Raw genomic sequence first — 18,019 nt, 5'->3', positions numbered from 1 at the left:
CAATTAAAATTCATATGTCTGCAAAAGTTTTAGAACCCCTATTGGTTGAAGATCCCAACCGTTTTGTGCTTTTTCCCATCAAGCACGATGATATTTGGCAATATTATAAAAAGGCTGAAGCGTCCTTTTGGACGGCGGAAGAGATCGATTTATCGCAAGATTTAGCTGACTGGAAAAAGATGAATGATGGGGAACGTCATTTCGTTTCTCACGTCCTTGCTTTTTTTGCGGCTTCGGATGGCATTGTGAATGAAAATTTAGCAAACAACTTCTTGAAAGAGGTACAATATGCGGAGGCAAAATGTTTTTATGGTTTCCAAATCATGATGGAAAACATTCACTCTGAAACCTATTCTCTTTTGATTGATACGTACATCAACGATCCTAAAGAAAAAGACCATTTATTACGCGCTATTGAGACAATTGATTGCGTGAAGAAAAAGGCGGATTGGGCTTTGAAATGGATTGAGTCAGATAATTTCGTAGAGCGTTTAATTTCTTTCGCTGCGGTGGAAGGTATTTTCTTCTCGGGTTCTTTCTGTTCTATTTTCTGGTTAAAGAAGCGTGGTTTAATGCCTGGTCTTTCGTTCTCGAACGAGTTGATCTCACGTGATGAAGGATTGCACTGTGATTTTGCTTGTCAATTATATACAGACCATATTAAGAATCAATTGCCAGAGGAGCGTATTTACGAGATTATCCTAGATGCAGTCGAGATTGAAAAAGAATTCGTAACAGTGGCTTTACCTGTATCCTTGATTGGCATGAATGCCGATATGATGTGTCAATATATTGATTTCGTAGCGGATCGTTTATTAGTTTCCTTGGGATGTAAGAAGCACTATAATGCAACGAATCCATTTGACTTTATGGAAATGATCTCACTTCAAGGTAAGACTAATTTCTTCGAGAAGCGGGTGGCTGAATACCAGAAATCAGGTGTGATGTCGGATAAAGAATCCATGTCATTCTCCTTAAGTGAAGACTTCTAGAAATTATAATTTTAGAAAAGGCCTCGATGAAAATCGGGGCTTTTTTTATGGCCAGCGCTCAATAATCATCGGCAAAACAAGACCGATGGTGATGCCCGATACTACCTTAATATAGGGTTTTTGTTTCCAATGGAATACGTGTAATGAAACAACGGAGGAGACTAGAATTAGTGAAACGACCGCGATTTGGCCTACTTCTAAACCGATGTTGAACGCTAAAAGTGGGGTAAAAAGGGAGCTTTCGGCACCTAATAAACTTTGTAAGTAATTCGAAAAACCTAGCCCATGAATCAATCCAAATACTGCCACCACGACATATTTGTACTTTTTCTTCATTTTAGTCAAATTCGAAATAGCGGATAAAAGAATCGTGCATGGAATTAAAAATTCAACCCAAGCTACATTCACTTGAATCACCTTTAAGGTCGCCAGTGCCAGCGTAATCGAATGACCCAGCGTAAAAGCGGTGATCAGCCAAAGGATTTTTTTATAATCCGAATAAACATAAACGCAGGTCAGCGAAAGAATGAATAACAAGTGATCCAAGGCAGCCCAGTTTAGAATATGCTCTAAGCCTAAAATAAAGTAGACAGAAAAATTGCTCACGTTTTGTTATTTATTCACTAAAATTAGGGATATTCAAATAGATAATTGTTACCAGACTATGAAATTTGATTACATCATCGTGGGTGCCGGCACGGCGGGCTGTGTTTTAGCACATCGTTTATCAGAAAATCCGCTGAATCAAGTGCTTTTGATCGAAGCTGGTGGAGATTTTAGGGATCCGCGCATCAGCATGCCGTCGGCTTATGCTTTATTGAATCATACCTACCTAAACTGGAATTTTTTCACCGAGCCGCAACCGCATTTAGGCGGTCGTCGGCTTTACCAGCCACGCGGTAAAACGGTGGGCGGTAGTTCGGCGATAAATTGCATGGCGTACATTAGGGGGAATAAAGCGGATTATGATCAATGGGCAGCCTGGGGTTGTAAAGGCTGGTCCTATCAGGATGTATTACCCTATTTTAAGAAGTCGGAGGATAATGAAGATTTTCAAAACGAATACCACGGCACTGGTGGTTTACATCGAGTGGCTAAAAATAGGCATTTGACAATTTTTGGGGATGCGTTTATTAAAGGATGCGGAGCGGTGGGAATTCGGGCGAATCCAGATTTTAATGGAGCGAAGCAAGTGGGAGCCGGGTTATTTCAATTCAATATTCAGGATGGCGAACGCGCTTCGGGTGCGAAAGCATTTATTCAGCCCGCTCTTTCGCGTAAAAATTTACATATACAAACCTCTTTTCAAGTAGCTTCATTAGTGATTCAGGGAGAAAAGGTGACGGGTTTGAAAGGTTATAAACTAGGATCGAAAAAAGCGATTGAATTCGAAGCTTCGGAGGTGATTTTATCAGCCGGAGCTTTCCAAAGCCCTCAAATTCTTCAGCTATCCGGTATCGGTGATTCCTCTGAATTGCGCGCGCATGGAATCGATTCGCGACTCGACTTAACTGGAGTGGGGAAGAATTTATCAGATCATGTATTTGTGAATATGAATGCCCAGGCGATTACGAAAGGTCAATCGTATAATGTGGCTTTGGGGGTGAAAAATTACCTTGATTATACGTTTAAGAAGCAGGGGCCATTAACTTCGAGTCCTTTAGAAGCGGCTGCTTTCTATGATTCGGTGAATCAATCAGAAGTGCCAGATCTGCAGTTTCACTTCTCCTCAGCTTGGTCACACGACATGTATGACTATGGTAAGATGCCTTTAAGTGATGGTTTCACCATTTTACCTACCTTATTGAAGCCTAAAAGTAGGGGGACGGTTAGCCTGCGATCAGCTGACTTTAACGAAGCTCCGGTGATCGATCCACGGTACCTGTCAGAAAAGGAAGACCTAGAGACCTTAAAACGTGGAGTTCGTATTGCTCGAGATATCGTCTTGTCGTCTGCATTTGATGGTCTTAGAAAAGGAACGGAATTGAATTATCCGGCAGGACTTTGGAATGAAGAATTAATACAAAAACATATCGAGCAAGCCACAGAATGTGTATATCATCCAGTGGGAACCTGTAAGATGGGAACGGATAAAGAGGCCGTTTGTGATCCTGCGACGCTACGTGTGAAAGGTCTACAAGGTTTAAGAGTGGCAGACGCGTCTATTATGCCGGATGTGATTTCTGGTAACACGAATTCGGCGGTGGTGATGATTGCGGAGAAGGCGGCAGATTTAATTTTGAGTAAATAAACCGCGCGAAAGCGTTTTAAAGAAAAAGAAACTATGAAAAAGATATTGATTTTACTTTGTGTTTTAGCACCGATGTTGGGATTTGCTCAAAATGAAGAATCCCTTAAAGAAGCCGAATTAAACCGATTTAAGTTGATGGTAGCGAAAGATACTCCCGGATTGCAGGCCGTACTTCATAAAGATTTAGTGTATTTCCACTCTACTGGCGTGCAGGATTCGAAGGATTCCTATATTGCCTCGATTGCGTCTGGAAAGTCGAATTATTTATCTATAACGCCCGAGGAATTTCAACAAAGGGTATACGGGAAAACGGGAATTAATACGGGAATTGTGAGCATTCTTCAGCAGGCTGCTGATGGAACACAAACTACAGTACGCCTACGTTTTACAGATGTGTTTGTTTACGCTGACAAGCGTTGGCAAATGGTTTCTTGGCAGTCGACTAAATTAGTCCCTGCGCAAAAGCCTTAATTTTTTCGTAGATATACGCTAGATCCTCGTCTTCAATACAATAGGGGGCGAGGATGTAGATGGTATTTCCCAAAGGTCGCATCAAAATACCTTCCTTAAGGAAATAGGTATATATATCGTCTCTGATCGAGTGCATATATCCGTCGGTTTCACCGGTGCTTATTTCCATGGCTAAAATAGTCCCGTAGATACGCACATTCTTTAGTATGGGATTTCCGGCGAGCGTCTCCGCAAAAGCTCGGTGCTTTTGTTCAATTCGCGCGATCGAAGTCCAGGTTTCGGCCTTTTCCATCAAATCCATACTCGCATTTGCCGCCGCACAGGCTAAGGGATTTGCCGTAAAGGAATGGGAGTGGAACATCATTTTTTTACGATCAGTAGAAAGGAAAGACTTAAATAGTTCCTCACTGCACAAGGTTAAACCCATCGCCATCATTCCACCTGTTAAGCCTTTAGAGAAACAGGCGATATCTGGTTTTTCTTCCAAATAATCCATGGCGAACCATTTTCCCGTTCGCCCAAATCCCGTCATAATCTCATCCGCGATACAGAGAATCCCTTTTTTATGTGCTTCACGAATCAAAGCATCTAAGGTAGAAGCCTCGTACATCTTCATTCCGCCAGCACCTTGAATCAAGGGTTCGAAGATGAAGGCAGCGTATTCGTCCTCGTTTACCGCAGACATAGCGGCGAGGCAAGCTTGTTCATCCTGTGGATTCGGTAAGAATTCCACCTCGAAAAGCATATCCTGAAATGGGGCATTAAACGAGCTCGGTGCCCCTAAACTCATCGCTCCAAAAGTATCGCCGTGGTAAGCATCTGCAAAGGCTAAAATTTTTCGGCGCTTGGTATTTCCTTGATTGTGGAAGAATTGCAAGGCCATTTTAATAGCCACTTCCACGGCGGTAGATCCATTATCGGAGAAGAATACCCGCTCGAAATTAGCCGGTAAATGAGCTAATAATCGCTCGGAAAGTCGAACTGCGGGTTCATGGGTAAAGCCTGCGAAGATGACTTGTTCGAGCTGGAGGGCTTGTTCGTAGATTTTTTGGGCTAAATAAGGATGCCCATGTCCATGCGTATTCACCCACCAAGATGAAATCGCATCAATGTATTTTTTACCATCCGTGTCAAAAAGATGCGCGCCTTTCCCACTGGCAATCGGGATCGAAATGGGTTCGATCTGATGTTGCGTGAAGGGGTGCCAAATGACCGCCGCATCCCGGGAAGACAAGTTTAGATTAGACATGGATTTTATCAGCATAGGAAGCAATCACCGCTTCATTTAATTCTTCTTCTGTATGGACTCGCAAAATAAGGGGCAAACCCGTATGATTCAAAATAAACTTTTCGCCTGACGGATTTTCTGGTCCATTGAATACGATTCCAGCCATCGGAATGCCGTGTTGCTGTAACAGCTCAAAACTTAATAGGGTATGATTTAAACTGCCTAAATAGTTTTTGCTCACTAAAATGACGGGTAAATTTAGGTGTTTAATCAGGTCCAAATTCGTCTGTGAATCATTTAGTGGAACCATAATTCCGCCCGCTAATTCGATGATCAATGTCTGATCGGTCGGTATTTTAAATGCCTCGAGGTTAATGGTGATTCCATCCATCTCCGCGGCACTATGAGGCGACATCGGCTGCGTTAAGGCATAAGTCGATGGATGAACGGTAGCCGATGGCACCCAACGGCGAATCCAATAAGCATCCCCTTGATCTAAATCCCCTGCTTGGACCGGCTTCCAATAATCTGCCTTCAAGCCAGATGTCAAAATCGCTGAGACAACGGTTTTTCCAATTTCAGTACCTATGCCGGCGACGATAAATTGTTTCATTCGAGTGCTTTAATGAGTGCTAGTAGTTGTTCTTTCGTGTGCAATGCACTTAAAGTAATGCGAATTCTTTCTTTTCCTTTCGCCACCGTCGGGTAGACGATAGGCTTGACGGCGAATTCGCTCGCTGCTGCGGCCTTCGCGCGCACCGCTTCGTTTCCAGTGACGAAGAAAGTTTGTATGGCCGAATCACTGTCTCCCCAAGCATCTGAATGGATGTTTTCACGAAAGAAAGTGATATTTTCTTGCAGTTTTTGCCGGGCTTCGTTTTTAGAAGGCAAATAATGTAAAGTGCTTAAAAGGGCAGAAACATGTGCTGGCGAAGGCGCTGTGGAGTAAATAAAAGGTCGGGCAAAATTCACCAGGTATTCTTTTAAGGCCAAAGACCCTATAACCACCGCTCCCGCATTTCCCCACCCTTTTCCGAAGGTGATAACCCGAGCAAAAACCTCCTCACACAATCCTAATTCATGCACCAAACCTTGACCTTCTGTCCCGTAAATTCCTCCAGCATGGGCCTCATCGACGATAAGCTCTGCTTGATACTTATTTTTCAAGTCCACTAATTCTTGCAGCGGAGCCACATCTCCATCCATGGAATAAATCGACTCTACGACGATCCATTTCCGCGTTTCCGCCGGATATTGATCCAATAAATGAATCAAATCCGCTAGATTATTATGTTTAAATATGCGTCGTTCTGCTTTAGAAAGGCGCAATCCATCTATCAAACTCGCATGTAAAAGTTTATCGCAAAAAATTACATCGCCTTCCTGTGGAAGTGAGGAAATTAATCCCACATTAGCCTCATAGCCTGAGCTAAATAGCAAAGCTGCTTCAGACCCGTGAAAAGTCGCACATTCTTTTTCGAATTGTTCGATGAGTGCTGAATGTCCAGAAATTAAGCGGGAACCAGTGGATCCATTTTTTCGAAAAGCAAGCGGTAATGCCTGGTAATCTGCCTCGATTTTTTCAGCTAGAATAGAATCTGAAGCTAAACCTAAATAATCATTCGAACAGAAATCCACGCGTCCTTCGAGCAAAGCCAATTGCCTGAATAGACCCTCTTTACGCCGGGTTTCTAGTAAGTCAATAAGCTGTTGCTGAATGTTTTTCATGGATATTTCTCTTGCAAAACTACGAAATAATCGCTGTGGACGGTTATTTTATCATTTAATTGATATTTAATGCCAAAATTTGGCAAAAACACTTGACAATTCCCTACTATTTTGTAGTATTGCAAGTCGATTCTGACAATTCAACGAGTCAACATCCCCGGAACCATTCCATTTTGAAATCCAATCCGACAACCCATGTCTGTTGTCATACTTAATTAATCATTTCCCTTTTATGGAAGATAAGCCTATCAAGAGAGTAAAAAAAGTACAAGAAGAATCATCATCAAACGAACGCCCTAAGCGTCAGCGAATTCAAAAAAGTAACGAGGACGCTCCTTTGTTACCGATGGAATCTGCTGCTCCGGCAGAAGCTCAAACTGAGGCTCCGGCTGAAGCACCGATTGAATATAATGAGGTGGCAGCACCAGAAGAGTTCATCGTAGATACTTCTTTCATTACCAGCACAGAAAATACAAGAGACGAGGTGTCACCTACAGATGCACCAGTCGATTTAGATAAATTACCTAAAGAGGATGCGCCAGCACCGGTGCATCACCACAAACCTCGTTCGAATTATAACCAAGTCATCAAAGAACTAGATGGCTTGATTGAGAATGAAGGGGTTTTGGAGATTATGCAAGAAGGCGGTTATGGCTTCATGCGTTCATCCGATTATAATTATTTAGCCTCTCCAGATGATATTTATGTATCGCCTTCGCAAATCAAAATGTTTGGTTTGAAGACAGGGGATACCATTTTAGGTAAGATTCGTCCACCTAAAGAAGGAGAAAAGTATTTCGCTTTATTGAAAATCGAATCGGTGAACGGAAAGACGACCGATGAGATTCGTGACCGGATTAATTTCGAATATTTAACGCCTTTGTTTCCAGAGGAGAAGCTGAACCTATCGTCCACGGCGGATAATTATTCGACGCGTATCTTAGATTTGTTTGCGCCTATCGGTAAGGGCCAAAGGGGTATGATCGTCGCTCAACCTAAAACGGGTAAGACGGTTTTATTAAAAGACATCGCAAATGCCATTTCTCGCAACCACCCAGAGGTTTATTTGATCATTTTATTGATCGATGAGCGTCCAGAGGAGGTAACGGATATGCAGCGTTCTGTACGCGCAGAGGTAATTTCATCTACTTTTGATGAGCAAGCGGAGCGTCACGTAAAAGTGGCTAACCTTGTTTTAGAGAAGGCCAAAAGAATGGTGGAATGCGGCCACGATGTGGTTATCCTATTAGATTCAATTACACGTCTTGCACGTGCTTATAATACAGTGGTTCCATCATCCGGTAAGATTTTATCAGGTGGTGTGGATGCGAATGCTCTTCACAAGCCGAAGCGTTTCTTCGGAGCGGCTCGTAACGTCGAAAATGGCGGATCTTTAACCATCATCGCGACAGCCTTGATCGAAACGGGATCTAAAATGGACGAAGTAATCTTTGAGGAATTCAAAGGAACGGGTAACATGGAATTACAATTAGATCGCAAGCTGGCGAATCGCCGAATCTATCCATCTATTGATGTGACAGCTTCTGGTACTCGTCGTGAGGATCTATTGATGGATCCAGCCGTATTACAACGTGTTTGGATCTTGCGCAAGCACATGTCCGACATGAACTCTGTGGAGGCAATGGAATTCTTGCAACAGCAGATGAAAGGGACTAGGAACAACGAAGAGTTCTTAGTGTCGATGAACCGCTAGTGCGAATCGCTTAATAGCCCAGAAAAACTTTGTCTATAATGCTACAAGCCTGATCCATTTCCGCACCGGTAATGGTGAGGGGAGGAGCTAGGCGGATTTTGTTTCCATGTGTAGGCTTTGCGAGCAATCCCTTTTTCATCAGGTCTAAACAAATTTCCCAAGCCACTGGGCTATCTTCCGGCGTATCGATTTCGATCGCGCACAAAAGCCCTTTTCCTCTAACGGACTTAATTAAGGCCGTTTTATCTCGCAAGCTTTCTAAGAAATTCAGTAATTGCTGACCTCGAACTATGGCATTCTCCACTAAATCTTCATCCTCGATGATGTCGATCGCCACATTTGTCACCGCACAGGCCAAAGGATTTCCACCATAGGTGGAACCATGTTCGCCCGGTTTGATGGTTAGCATGATTTCATCATTGCATAGAACGGCAGAAACAGGCATAAAACCACCTGAAAGTGCTTTGCCTAGTAATAATATATCAGGTTGAACTAATTCGTGGTGGCAAGCTAACCAGGCACCGGTGCGTCCAAGACCTGTTTGGATCTCGTCGGCGATGAAAAGTACGCGGTGTTTTTTACACAGTTTGGCTGCCTTTTTTAAATAGCCAGGTGATGGAATAACTACACCAGCTTCTCCTTGAATGGGCTCGACCATAAAGGCTGCCACGTTCGGATTCTGTAATTTTTCTTCTAATGCTTTTAGATTATTATACGGAATGCGACTGAAGCCAGGTACAAAAGGCCCAAAATTATGATAGGATGACGGGTCACTCGAGGACGAGACCGCCGCAATCGTTCTACCCCAAAAATTACCTTCCGCAAAAATGATTTCGGCCTGATCAGCTGGCACCCCTTTCACCTCATAGGCCCATTTTCGGGCTAATTTGATGGCAGATTCTCCCGCTTCCACGCCCGTATTCATTAAAAGAACCTTCTCATAGCCAAATTTCTCCGCTAGTTTCTTCTCCGTCGAACCTAATAGATTCGTGTGAAAAGCACGTGAACTTAACGTTAAAAGGGATGCTTGATCGGAAATGGCTTTAACTAAACGCGGATGGCAATGTCCTTGATTCACCGCACTATAGGCAGATAAAAAATCGAGGTACTTTTTCCCAGACACATCATAGACATGTACACCCTCCCCGCGTTCTAAAACGACGGGTAATGGATGGTAATTATGGGCACCAAAATCTGATTCTAAGGCAATGTACTCGGCTGGGGTCATAGTAATTCGTAAATTCCTGCTACTCCTTGACCACCACCTACACAAGCCGTTACCATGCCGTATTTTTGATTGCGAAGACGCATTTCATTAAATAATTGAATGGATAATTTAGCGCCTGAACAGCCCAGTGGGTGTCCTAATGCAATCGCTCCGCCATTTACGTTCACGATGTTGGGATCGATATCGAGGGTTTTCATGACTGCCAAAGACTGCGCCGCAAAAGCCTCGTTCAACTCAATTTGTTGTATATCCTTCAGCGTCAATCCTGCTTTTTTCAAGGCAATTGGAATCGCTTCCACAGGTCCTATTCCCATCAAACTCGGTTCTACCCCCGCCGTAGCGTAGGAAACCATGCGAGCGATAGGCTCTAAGTGTAATTCTTTCACTAATTTCTCTGAAACCACTAAAACGAAAGCGGCTCCATCGGAAGTTTGGGACGCATTACCCGCGGTAACGGTTCCGCCCATCGCGAATACGGGTCTTAATTTACCCAAAGCTTCAATCGTCGTATCTGCGCGCGGACCTTCGTCCTGAGAGACGGTCCAGCTGCGGGATTGTTTCTTACCTGATTTGGCATCAAAATAATTTTCCGTTACTTCGACTGGAACAATTTGCGAGGTAAATTTACCCTCTTTCTGTGCCGCCAAAGCCTTCTGGTGTGAGGCGAAAGAAAACGCATCTTGCTCCTCGCGCGTCACGTTATATTTCTTACTCACTTCCTCTGCCGTCAGACCCATGCCGATGTAATAATCGGGGTGCTCGCTCGCGATGCCGTAATTCAAGACCGTTTTATGGCCCATCATTGGTAACATCGACATCGATTCGGTACCACCTGCGATAACGCATTCCGCCATGCCGGAGGCAATTTTAGCAGAAGCTAAAGCAATGGCCTCTAAACCAGAACCGCAATAGCGGTTAATGATGAAACCTGGAACACTTTTTGGTAAGGATAATAGCGAAATATAACGCGCCATTTGCATGCCTTGTTCTGCTTCCGGAATCGCATTGCCTACGATTAAATCTTCCACGCGTGCCGGGTCTAAACTAGGCACCTGCTTCATCAAATGTTTAATGACTTCCGCCGCTAAATCATCTGGACGCATCGTTCTGAATCCTCCTTTATTGGCTTTCGCAACTGCTGTGCGGTAACCTGCTATGATATATGCATTCATCTTTGTAAAATTTAATTTCTGAGTGGTTTACCGCCACCTAATAAACTTTGGATTCGGTCCATGGTCTTTTTCTCGCCGCACAAAGAAAGGAAAGCCTCTCTTTCTAGGTCGAGTAAATAGGTTTCGCTCACGACTTGTGGAGCGTCTAAATCGCCGCCGCAGATCGCGTAGGCTAATTTATTTGCAATTAAGGCGTCATGCTCGGAGATATAGCGTCCCATTAGCATGCCTTGAATGCCTGCTTTGAATAAGGCCAAACCTTGTTTTCCCTCCACCCAGACATCGTTGCGTCTCGCTTTTTGGATATATCCTGCGTCTGCTAAGGCCAAAGCCTCTCTTTTCGCCTCCGTGATCACCTGGTTGCGATTCAACACGATGCGATCTTGTGGACGTAAATAATTCATCTCTCTCGCCTCCTGCGCTGACGTACTCACGCGCGCCGTGGCAATATTCATAAAGGCCTCCTGTAAACGGTTCAACTCCACATCGCCTGAGCGACGCGCATCCCCCATTCTCAAAGCCATCTCTTTAGTTCCACCACCGGCAGGTATTAAACCCACACCCACTTCCACTAAACCCATATATAATTCCGCATGTGCGACAATCTTGTCCGCGTGCAAGTTAATCTCGCAACCGCCACCTAAGGCTAAGGTATGCGGCGCTACCACTACCGGAATGCCGGAATAGCGCACGCGCATCATCGTTTCTTGGAACGTCGCGATCATCGTGTTGATGTCGTCGAATTTCTGCTCCATCGCAAACATAAACAGCATACCTAAATTCGCTCCAGCGGAGAAGGCTTCGTTCGACTCGTTTCCGATCACTAAACCTTGGAAATCTTTTTCCGCCGTTGCTATAGCCTCTTGAATGCCTTCTAGCACTCCCTGGCCCATCGTATTCATTTTCGAGTGGAACTCTAAGCCTAAAATGCCATCGCCTAAATCCAAAATATGCATGTCGTCATTAGACGAAACGGTTTTCGTAGGCTTTAAGATTTGCAAATTGATTTGCTTCTCTGCACCAGGAATGGCTTGGTATTTTTTGGTCGCAATGTCATAGAACATCCGCTTACCACCTTCTACTTTGTAGAATGACGTATTTCCTGCGGCAAGCATCTCCGTTACCCAAGCAGCCGGCGCTAAACCTTCGGCTTTCATTAGTTCGATACCCTGTACGACACCGATAGCGTCCCAGGTTTCAAAAACTCCCATCTCCCAGCCAAAACCAGCACAAATAGCTTGGTCGATTTTAACAAGATCATCCGCGATTTCTGGAATGCGATTCGACGCATAACGGAAACCATCTAAGATGGTTTTGCGGTAGAATTCACCGGCTAAATCTTTTCCCGCTAATAAAAGCGCGAAGCGATCTGCCAGGTTGTCTATTGCCTTCGAGCGATCTAATGTTTCAAAGTTTACTCGTTCCGCTGCGCGGTATTCGAAGGTATTCAGATCTAGGCTTAGGATGACCGTTTTGCCTTTTTCGTCTTTGGTCTTCTTATAAAACCCCTGACCCGTTTTATCGCCCAGCCATTTGTTTTCCATCAAACGCTGTAACATCACCGGCAGGTTAAAAATATCTTTGCTTTCGTCGTTAACAAGCGTGGCTTTCAAATTATTCGCCACGTGAACCGTGGTGTCTAAACCTACGACATCCGAAAGGCGGAAGGTACCTGATTTAGGGCGACCCACGACTTTGGAAGTCAATTTATCTACTTGCTCCACCGTTAAGCCTAATTCCTCGACCACTTTCATCGTCTGCATCATCGAATAAACGCCGATGCGGTTTGCGATGAAGGCTGGCGTGTCTTTGCAAAGTACGGCCGTTTTACCTAATTGAGTTTCTCCGTAGCTTAATAGGAATTCGATGATGGCTGAATCCGTTTTAGGTCCAGGAATCACTTCGAATAAACGTAGGTAGCGGGGAGGGTTGAAGAAGTGCGTTCCACAGAAATGTTGTTGGAAATCTGCGCTTCTGCCTTCTGACATCAAATGAATCGGGATACCCGAGGTATTCGAGGTAACTAAGGTACCCGGTGTGCGGAATTTCTCTACTTTTTCGTAGAGCGATTGTTTGATGGCTAGGTTTTCTACGACTACCTCCATGATCCAGTCCGCTGAACTGATTTCCGACAGGTTGTCATCGAAGTTGCCTAGCTTGATGTTATTCGCAAAGCCCGACGCATAGAGCGATGCGGGCTTTGCTTTTATAGTTTGTTGAAATGCGGCGTTAACGATTCGGTTACGAACCGAAGGGTGTTCTAATCGAAGACCTTTGGCCTCTTCCTCTGGGCTCAAAGTCTGTGGTGCAATGTCCAATAAGAGGACCTGAACCCCAATGTTTGCGAAATGACAGGCTATTCTAGAGCCCATAATTCCTGAGCCTAAAATGGCTACTTTTTTAATGGCACGATTCATATCTACGTTTTTAAATCTCGATGTGTAAATATAAATAAAAGGAATTATGTTATGCAAGCATACTAAATTTTATTTACGTAAAAAAAGGCGGTCCCACTAGGAATTCCCAATACCTCTTTAATTATTTTCCCAGGAAAATGCGAGGGATTCATGCCTGCCTGAACCAAAATAAGTATTGGATTAGACAAGTGTTTCTTTTTTAATGTTTGAGGGTAATTTTCTTTTTTCCTAACATAAAATACCCAAATGATTACTATAAAATTTAGCGACCATTATGATAAGAATAGGGGGATAAAAGTCATTTAATTGATTATATAACAAATGGGTTAATATTTTCTCAAAATAAGAAAATGATTTGTTAATTTAGGTTGGTAAGAACTAAACCACATGCCTAAATTAGCCAAAAAAATGCTGGAAATATTATTCCTCCAGCATCTCTGTAAGGCTAAACTTTAACCTCTACCCTTTTTAAAATCTCGTTAGCCAAGTTAATGTAACTTTTAGATCCGATACTTAAAGGGTCATGCAACATGACTGGAATTCCAAAACTAGGAGATTCGCTTATTCGAATATTGCGTGGAATGATGGTGTCAAAAACCAAATTTTTAAAATGTTTAGAGATCTCAGAAACAACTTGGTTAGATAAGTTTAACCGAGTGTCAAACATGGTAAGCAAAATCCCTTCAATATTTAAATTTGTGTTCAACCTAGTTTGAATAATTTTAATGGTATTCATTAATTTCCCCACTCCCTCAAGGGCAAAATATTCACATTGAACAGGAATGATTACGGTGTCTGAAGCCGTTAGGCTGTTGATCGTCAACAAGCCTAGGGAAGGAGAGCAATCCAAAAAAATATAATCATATTGACCACGAGTACTTTGTAGTTGCTCTTTCAGAATGGTTTCCCGACTAATGGAATTAATGAGTTCTATTTCAGCGCCTACTAAATTAATATCTGCCGGAATTAGATCAAGATTTTCAAACAATGAAGAGACAATGGCACTTTTGATTTGAATTCTATTTAGTAAAACATCATAAATTGTGTTCTCGCAAGTGCTTGGATCAAAACCCAAACCAGAAGTGCTGTTGGCCTGGGGATCGATGTCGATAATTAATACTTTTTGGCCTAAAGCGGCTAAGCTATATGCCAAATTTATTGCGGTGGTGGTTTTGCCCACGCCGCCTTTTTGGTTTGCAATCGATATTATTTTTGTCATCATAAGATTCGGTTATTTTCTACTAAAATCGGCTAAATCAAAAAAATAATCCTCGTTCAATAAAAACCGGTTCCAATTTTTCATAAACGATTTATATTCATGGTTAATCAATTTATTTTCAAGCGTAACCTCTTTGGCATCCTGCAAATTAAATTTGATCATGAGCAAGTCATTTTCTTTGAGATATTCAAATGAAACATTTTCGCACATCGCATATTTTATAAACTCAAACCCATCTTGATAATTTCTAAATCCTTCTTTTCTAATTCTGACAAATTTCATAGGGAATGGAATCTCGCATCATGATTGAGCTTCAAGATAAATCCCTTTAGTTAAATGATTTATGTTATTATATGTTAATACATTGTATATTAATCGTAATTTAATTTGGTGGATAAATACTAGCCATTTAGTGCCAAATGCATAATAAATTATTCACTTTAATTTTACAATTCTGTATTAAAAGCTTTTGAAAGGACCCTAATAAGAAAATAAAAGACTATTGGGAATACGATGAAAAAAAATAACACTTCAGTATCCGAGATTTACATATTAATGAAACCCCTCTCTCGCTACCCGCTCTGCTAATCCAGCCATAAAATAAAAAAACCACCTCGTTTGAGGTGGTTTCTGTGGTACCACGAGGTGCCACTTTAGTAAGAATCAAATAACTACATATAACTCTCCATCGGCTCACAAGCGCAAACTAAGTTGCGGTCTCCATAAGCGGAGTCGATGCGAGATACCATAGGCCAAAACTTATTCGCCTTCACGTATGCTAGCGGGAATACCGCTTTCTCGCGTGAATAAGGACGATCCCATTCGCCTAATAAAACGACAGATTGGGTATGTGGCGCGTGCTTTAATACGTTATTAGCTTTGTCTGCTTTGCCTTCTTCGATTTCGCGAATTTCGGCGCGAATGCTCAAAAGCGCATCACAGAAACGATCTAATTCGTCTTTGTTCTCGGATTCCGTAGGCTCGATCATTAAGGTTCCAGCTACCGGGAAAGAAAGGGTAGGTGCGTGGAAACCATAATCCATTAGACGTTTGGCGATATCTTCTGATTCTACGCCTGCTGATAATTTGAACGGACGGCAATCTAGAATCATCTCGTGTGCAGAACGTCCTTGAGAACCCGTATATAGGATAGGGAATTCTTTCTCTAGACGCGCCTTGATATAGTTAGCGTTTAAGATGGCAATTTCAGTAGCTTTCGTTAATCCTTTTCCTCCCATCATCGCGATGTAGGCATAAGAGATAGCTAAAATACTCGCAGATCCCACAGGTGCCGCAGAAACCGCACCCGACGTTCCGTCATGTACGTGTCCAGGCAAGAAAGGAACTAACTGAGGAGCTACGCCGATAGGTCCCATGCCTGGGCCACCACCACCGTGAGGAATGCAGAAAGTCTTGTGTAAATTTAAGTGACAAACGTCCGCTCCGATGATAGCTGGGGAAGTTAATCCCACTTGCGCGTTCATGTTTGCTCCGTCCATATATACTTGACCTCCATATTCGTGGATGATCGCGCAAATTTCTTGAATCGTTTCTTCGAATACCCCGTGTGTACTTGGGTAAGTGACCATCAAGCAAGAGAGGTTGTCTTTGTGTTCGATAGCTTTGGCTTTTAAGTCAGCTACATCAATATTTCCATTTGCGTCGCAAGGGGAAACAATCACTTTCATTCCGGCCATCACCGCTGAAGCAGGATTTGTTCCGTGTGCGGAAGAAGGAATGATCGCGATATCTCGGTGGTGATCTCCGCGAGATGCATGGTAGGCACGAATGGTCATTAGACCAGCGTATTCACCTTGAGCTCCAGAGTTCGGTTGCATCGACATTTTAGCGAAGCCCGTAATCTCACATAACCACTCGTTCAAATCAGACAGTAATTGTTGGTAACCTTTCGTCTGTGAAGCAGGAGCGAAGGGGTGCATTTTGCCTAATTCTGGCCACGTCACCGGAATCATTTCCGTCGTCGCATTCAATTTCATCGTGCATGAGCCCAAAGAAATCATCGAATGAACCATTGATAAATCTTTTGATTCCAATGATTTCAAATAACGTAACATCCCGTGCTCAGAATGGTACTTATTAAACACGCTGTGTGTTAAGAAAGTAGAGCTGCGAGTTAAGGCCGCTGGGATGGTCCAAGTAACTGTTTTCTCAGCCGATTTCGAGCCGCTTAATGTTTCGAAGAACGAGATGATCTCGATAACGTCTGCTTCTTGCGTTGTCTCATCTAACGATATGCTCGTCGTAGTCGACGTATAACGTAGGTTACGTGTTGCTTTTTCTGCTAACACTCGTAAGTCCGCTGTTTGCGCTCCCGTTTGAATCGTTAACGTATCGAAGTGGTGTGTGTTTTCTAACGTATAACCTAGTTTGCGAAGATTTACGGCTAATAATTCAGTTAAACCATAGACTTTTTCGGCGATTTGCTTTAAGCCTTTTGGCCCATGGTAAATCGCGTAAGCAGCGGCCATGATCGATAATAAAACTTGCGCTGTACAAATATTAGAGGTGGCTTTCTCGCGGCGAATGTGTTGCTCGCGGGTTTGAAGCGCCATACGTAAAGCGCGGTTTCCTTCAGCATCCACGGAAACCCCGATGATACGACCTGGAATATTACGCTTGTATTTTTCTTTTGTTGCGAAGAATCCAGCGTGTGGACCTCCGAAACCCATCGGTACTCCGAAGCGCTGTGAAACACCCACGACTGCATCCGCTCCCATTTCTCCTGGAGGAGTTAATAAAGTCAAGGATAATAAATCAGCAGCGACTACGACTTGTAAACCGTTTTCTTTAGCCGCGGCAATCAAAGCGGAATAATCAAATACCTCACCATTCGAAGCGGGGTATTGCAACATCATTCCGTAGTAACGTGCGTCCGTTACATCGAAAGAGCGGTGGTCACCCACAACGATTTCAATGCCGATAGGTTCAGCGCGCGTTTTTAATAGGTCGATTGTTTGTGGAAGGCATAATTCAGACACAAAATAGGCTTCAGCGCTGTTGCGTTCTGCCGGTTTTTGGCCATATAACATCGTCATGGCTTCAGCCGCTGCGGTTCCTTCGTCTAGAAGGGACGCGTTCGCTAATTCCATGCCGGTTAAATCGATGATCATCGTTTGGTAGTTTAATAACATTTCCAAACGTCCCTGTGCAATTTCTGCTTGATATGGCGTGTAGGCCGTATACCAAGATGGATTTTCTAAAATATTTCTCAAAATGACCGTAGGCACAATCGTATCCGAATAGCCTAAACCGATATGTGATTTGAAAATCTGGTTTTGACCCATCATCGTTTTAAAATCACGCAAGAAGGCGAATTCAGATTTCGGTTCCGGCAAGCGAAGCCCTTGAGCTAAGCGAATTTTGTCCGGTACCGTTTGTTGAATAAGTGTGTCTAAACTAGCTGCGCCTATTACTTTTAACATGGAAGCTATATCAGCTGCCTCTGAATTGTTATGACGTAAAGAGAAGTCTTCTTGATAAGTGTAATTTAGGGTCATGAATGTTGAGAATTTGTAGTAGAAAATCGCCACAAATTTAATCTTTTTTTAGCGATTTATATTTAGATTCTTAACTTCGCT

The 18,019-nt window shown here is 43.1% G+C and carries 13 protein-coding genes and 1 pseudogene; 4 read left to right on the top strand and 10 right to left on the bottom strand.

The genetic code is table 11. The annotated features are described in order from the left end of the window. Window positions 1–14 precede the first annotated feature (14 nt). Window positions 15–992: a ribonucleoside-diphosphate reductase small subunit gene (locus ACST14_RS04535; protein ID WP_459460998.1), complete on the top strand. Its 978-nt coding sequence runs from the start codon at window positions 15–17 to the stop codon at window positions 990–992. A gap of 45 nt (window positions 993–1,037) precedes the next feature. Here ACST14_RS04535 and ACST14_RS04530 read toward each other — a convergent pair whose 3' ends face one another. Beyond that, window positions 1,038–1,598, bottom strand: a complete 561-nt coding sequence (locus ACST14_RS04530) for a HupE/UreJ family protein (RefSeq protein WP_459460996.1) — start codon at window positions 1,596–1,598, stop codon at window positions 1,038–1,040. Between the two features lie 58 nt (window positions 1,599–1,656). On the opposite strand from ACST14_RS04530, the gene ACST14_RS04525 reads away from it, so the two are divergent. Further along, a complete protein-coding gene (locus ACST14_RS04525) occupies window positions 1,657–3,243 on the top strand; it encodes a GMC family oxidoreductase (protein ID WP_459460994.1) in 1,587 nt (528 codons plus the stop codon). Window positions 3,244–3,276: 33 nt separating this feature from the next. Continuing rightward, on the top strand, window positions 3,277–3,714 hold the full coding sequence (locus ACST14_RS04520; RefSeq protein WP_459460992.1) for a nuclear transport factor 2 family protein: 438 nt from the start codon (window positions 3,277–3,279) through the stop codon (window positions 3,712–3,714). Here the strand turns inward: ACST14_RS04520 and bioA are convergent. Genes bioA through ACST14_RS04505 form a run of 3 tightly spaced genes read right to left on the bottom strand, consistent with a single transcriptional unit; the run spans window position 3,686 to window position 6,670 of the window. Beyond that, window positions 3,686–4,963 carry an adenosylmethionine--8-amino-7-oxononanoate transaminase gene (gene bioA, locus ACST14_RS04515; RefSeq protein WP_459460989.1) on the bottom strand — a complete coding sequence of 426 codons (1,278 nt, stop codon included), beginning with the start codon at window positions 4,961–4,963 and terminating at the stop codon, window positions 3,686–3,688. The two genes, ACST14_RS04520 and bioA, sit on opposite strands and share 29 nt — an antisense overlap. Continuing rightward, complete coding sequence (gene bioD, locus ACST14_RS04510) at window positions 4,956–5,555, bottom strand: dethiobiotin synthase (protein WP_459460987.1); 600 nt, start codon at window positions 5,553–5,555, stop codon at window positions 4,956–4,958. The genes bioA and bioD overlap by 8 nt, the downstream gene beginning before the upstream one ends. Further along, window positions 5,552–6,670, bottom strand: a complete 1,119-nt coding sequence (locus ACST14_RS04505; protein WP_459460985.1) for an aminotransferase class I/II-fold pyridoxal phosphate-dependent enzyme — start codon at window positions 6,668–6,670, stop codon at window positions 5,552–5,554. Before ACST14_RS04505 ends, bioD begins: the two co-directional genes overlap by 4 nt. 565 nt (window positions 6,671–7,235) lie before the next feature. Here ACST14_RS04505 and rho point away from each other — a divergent pair. Continuing rightward, window positions 7,236–8,384: pseudogene (rho, locus tag ACST14_RS04500) on the top strand (transcription termination factor Rho); the annotation flags it as partial. Window positions 8,385–8,394: 10 nt separating this feature from the next. On the opposite strand, the gene rocD reads toward rho, so the two are convergent. The 6 genes from rocD to gcvP form a co-directional block, all read right to left on the bottom strand. Further along, the gene (gene rocD, locus ACST14_RS04495; protein ID WP_459460983.1) at window positions 8,395–9,612 is read right to left on the bottom strand and encodes an ornithine--oxo-acid transaminase; all 1,218 of its coding nucleotides are present in this window, start codon (window positions 9,610–9,612) and stop codon (window positions 8,395–8,397) included. Then, a complete protein-coding gene (locus tag ACST14_RS04490) occupies window positions 9,609–10,784 on the bottom strand; it encodes an acetyl-CoA C-acyltransferase (protein WP_459460981.1) in 1,176 nt (391 codons plus the stop codon). The genes rocD and ACST14_RS04490 overlap by 4 nt, the downstream gene beginning before the upstream one ends. A gap of 11 nt (window positions 10,785–10,795) precedes the next feature. Continuing rightward, the gene (locus ACST14_RS04485) at window positions 10,796–13,201 is read right to left on the bottom strand and encodes a 3-hydroxyacyl-CoA dehydrogenase/enoyl-CoA hydratase family protein (RefSeq protein ID WP_459460979.1); all 2,406 of its coding nucleotides are present in this window, start codon (window positions 13,199–13,201) and stop codon (window positions 10,796–10,798) included. A gap of 445 nt (window positions 13,202–13,646) precedes the next feature. Beyond that, on the bottom strand, window positions 13,647–14,420 hold the full coding sequence (locus tag ACST14_RS04480; RefSeq protein WP_459461262.1) for a ParA family protein: 774 nt from the start codon (window positions 14,418–14,420) through the stop codon (window positions 13,647–13,649). A 12-nt stretch (window positions 14,421–14,432) separates the two neighbouring features. Further along, window positions 14,433–14,702: a hypothetical protein gene (locus ACST14_RS04475; RefSeq protein WP_459460977.1), complete on the bottom strand. Its 270-nt coding sequence runs from the start codon at window positions 14,700–14,702 to the stop codon at window positions 14,433–14,435. 389 nt (window positions 14,703–15,091) lie between these two features. Further along, entirely contained in the window at window positions 15,092–17,938 is a 2,847-nt protein-coding gene (gene gcvP, locus ACST14_RS04470; protein ID WP_459460975.1) for an aminomethyl-transferring glycine dehydrogenase, read from the bottom strand. Between the last annotated feature and the right edge of the window lie 81 nt (window positions 17,939–18,019).

This window comes from Aquirufa sp. A-Brett2-15D, from assembly GCF_054558735.1.
Note: the sequence above shows the minus strand (reverse complement) of the source record. Positions and strands in the feature narration are given on the sequence as shown.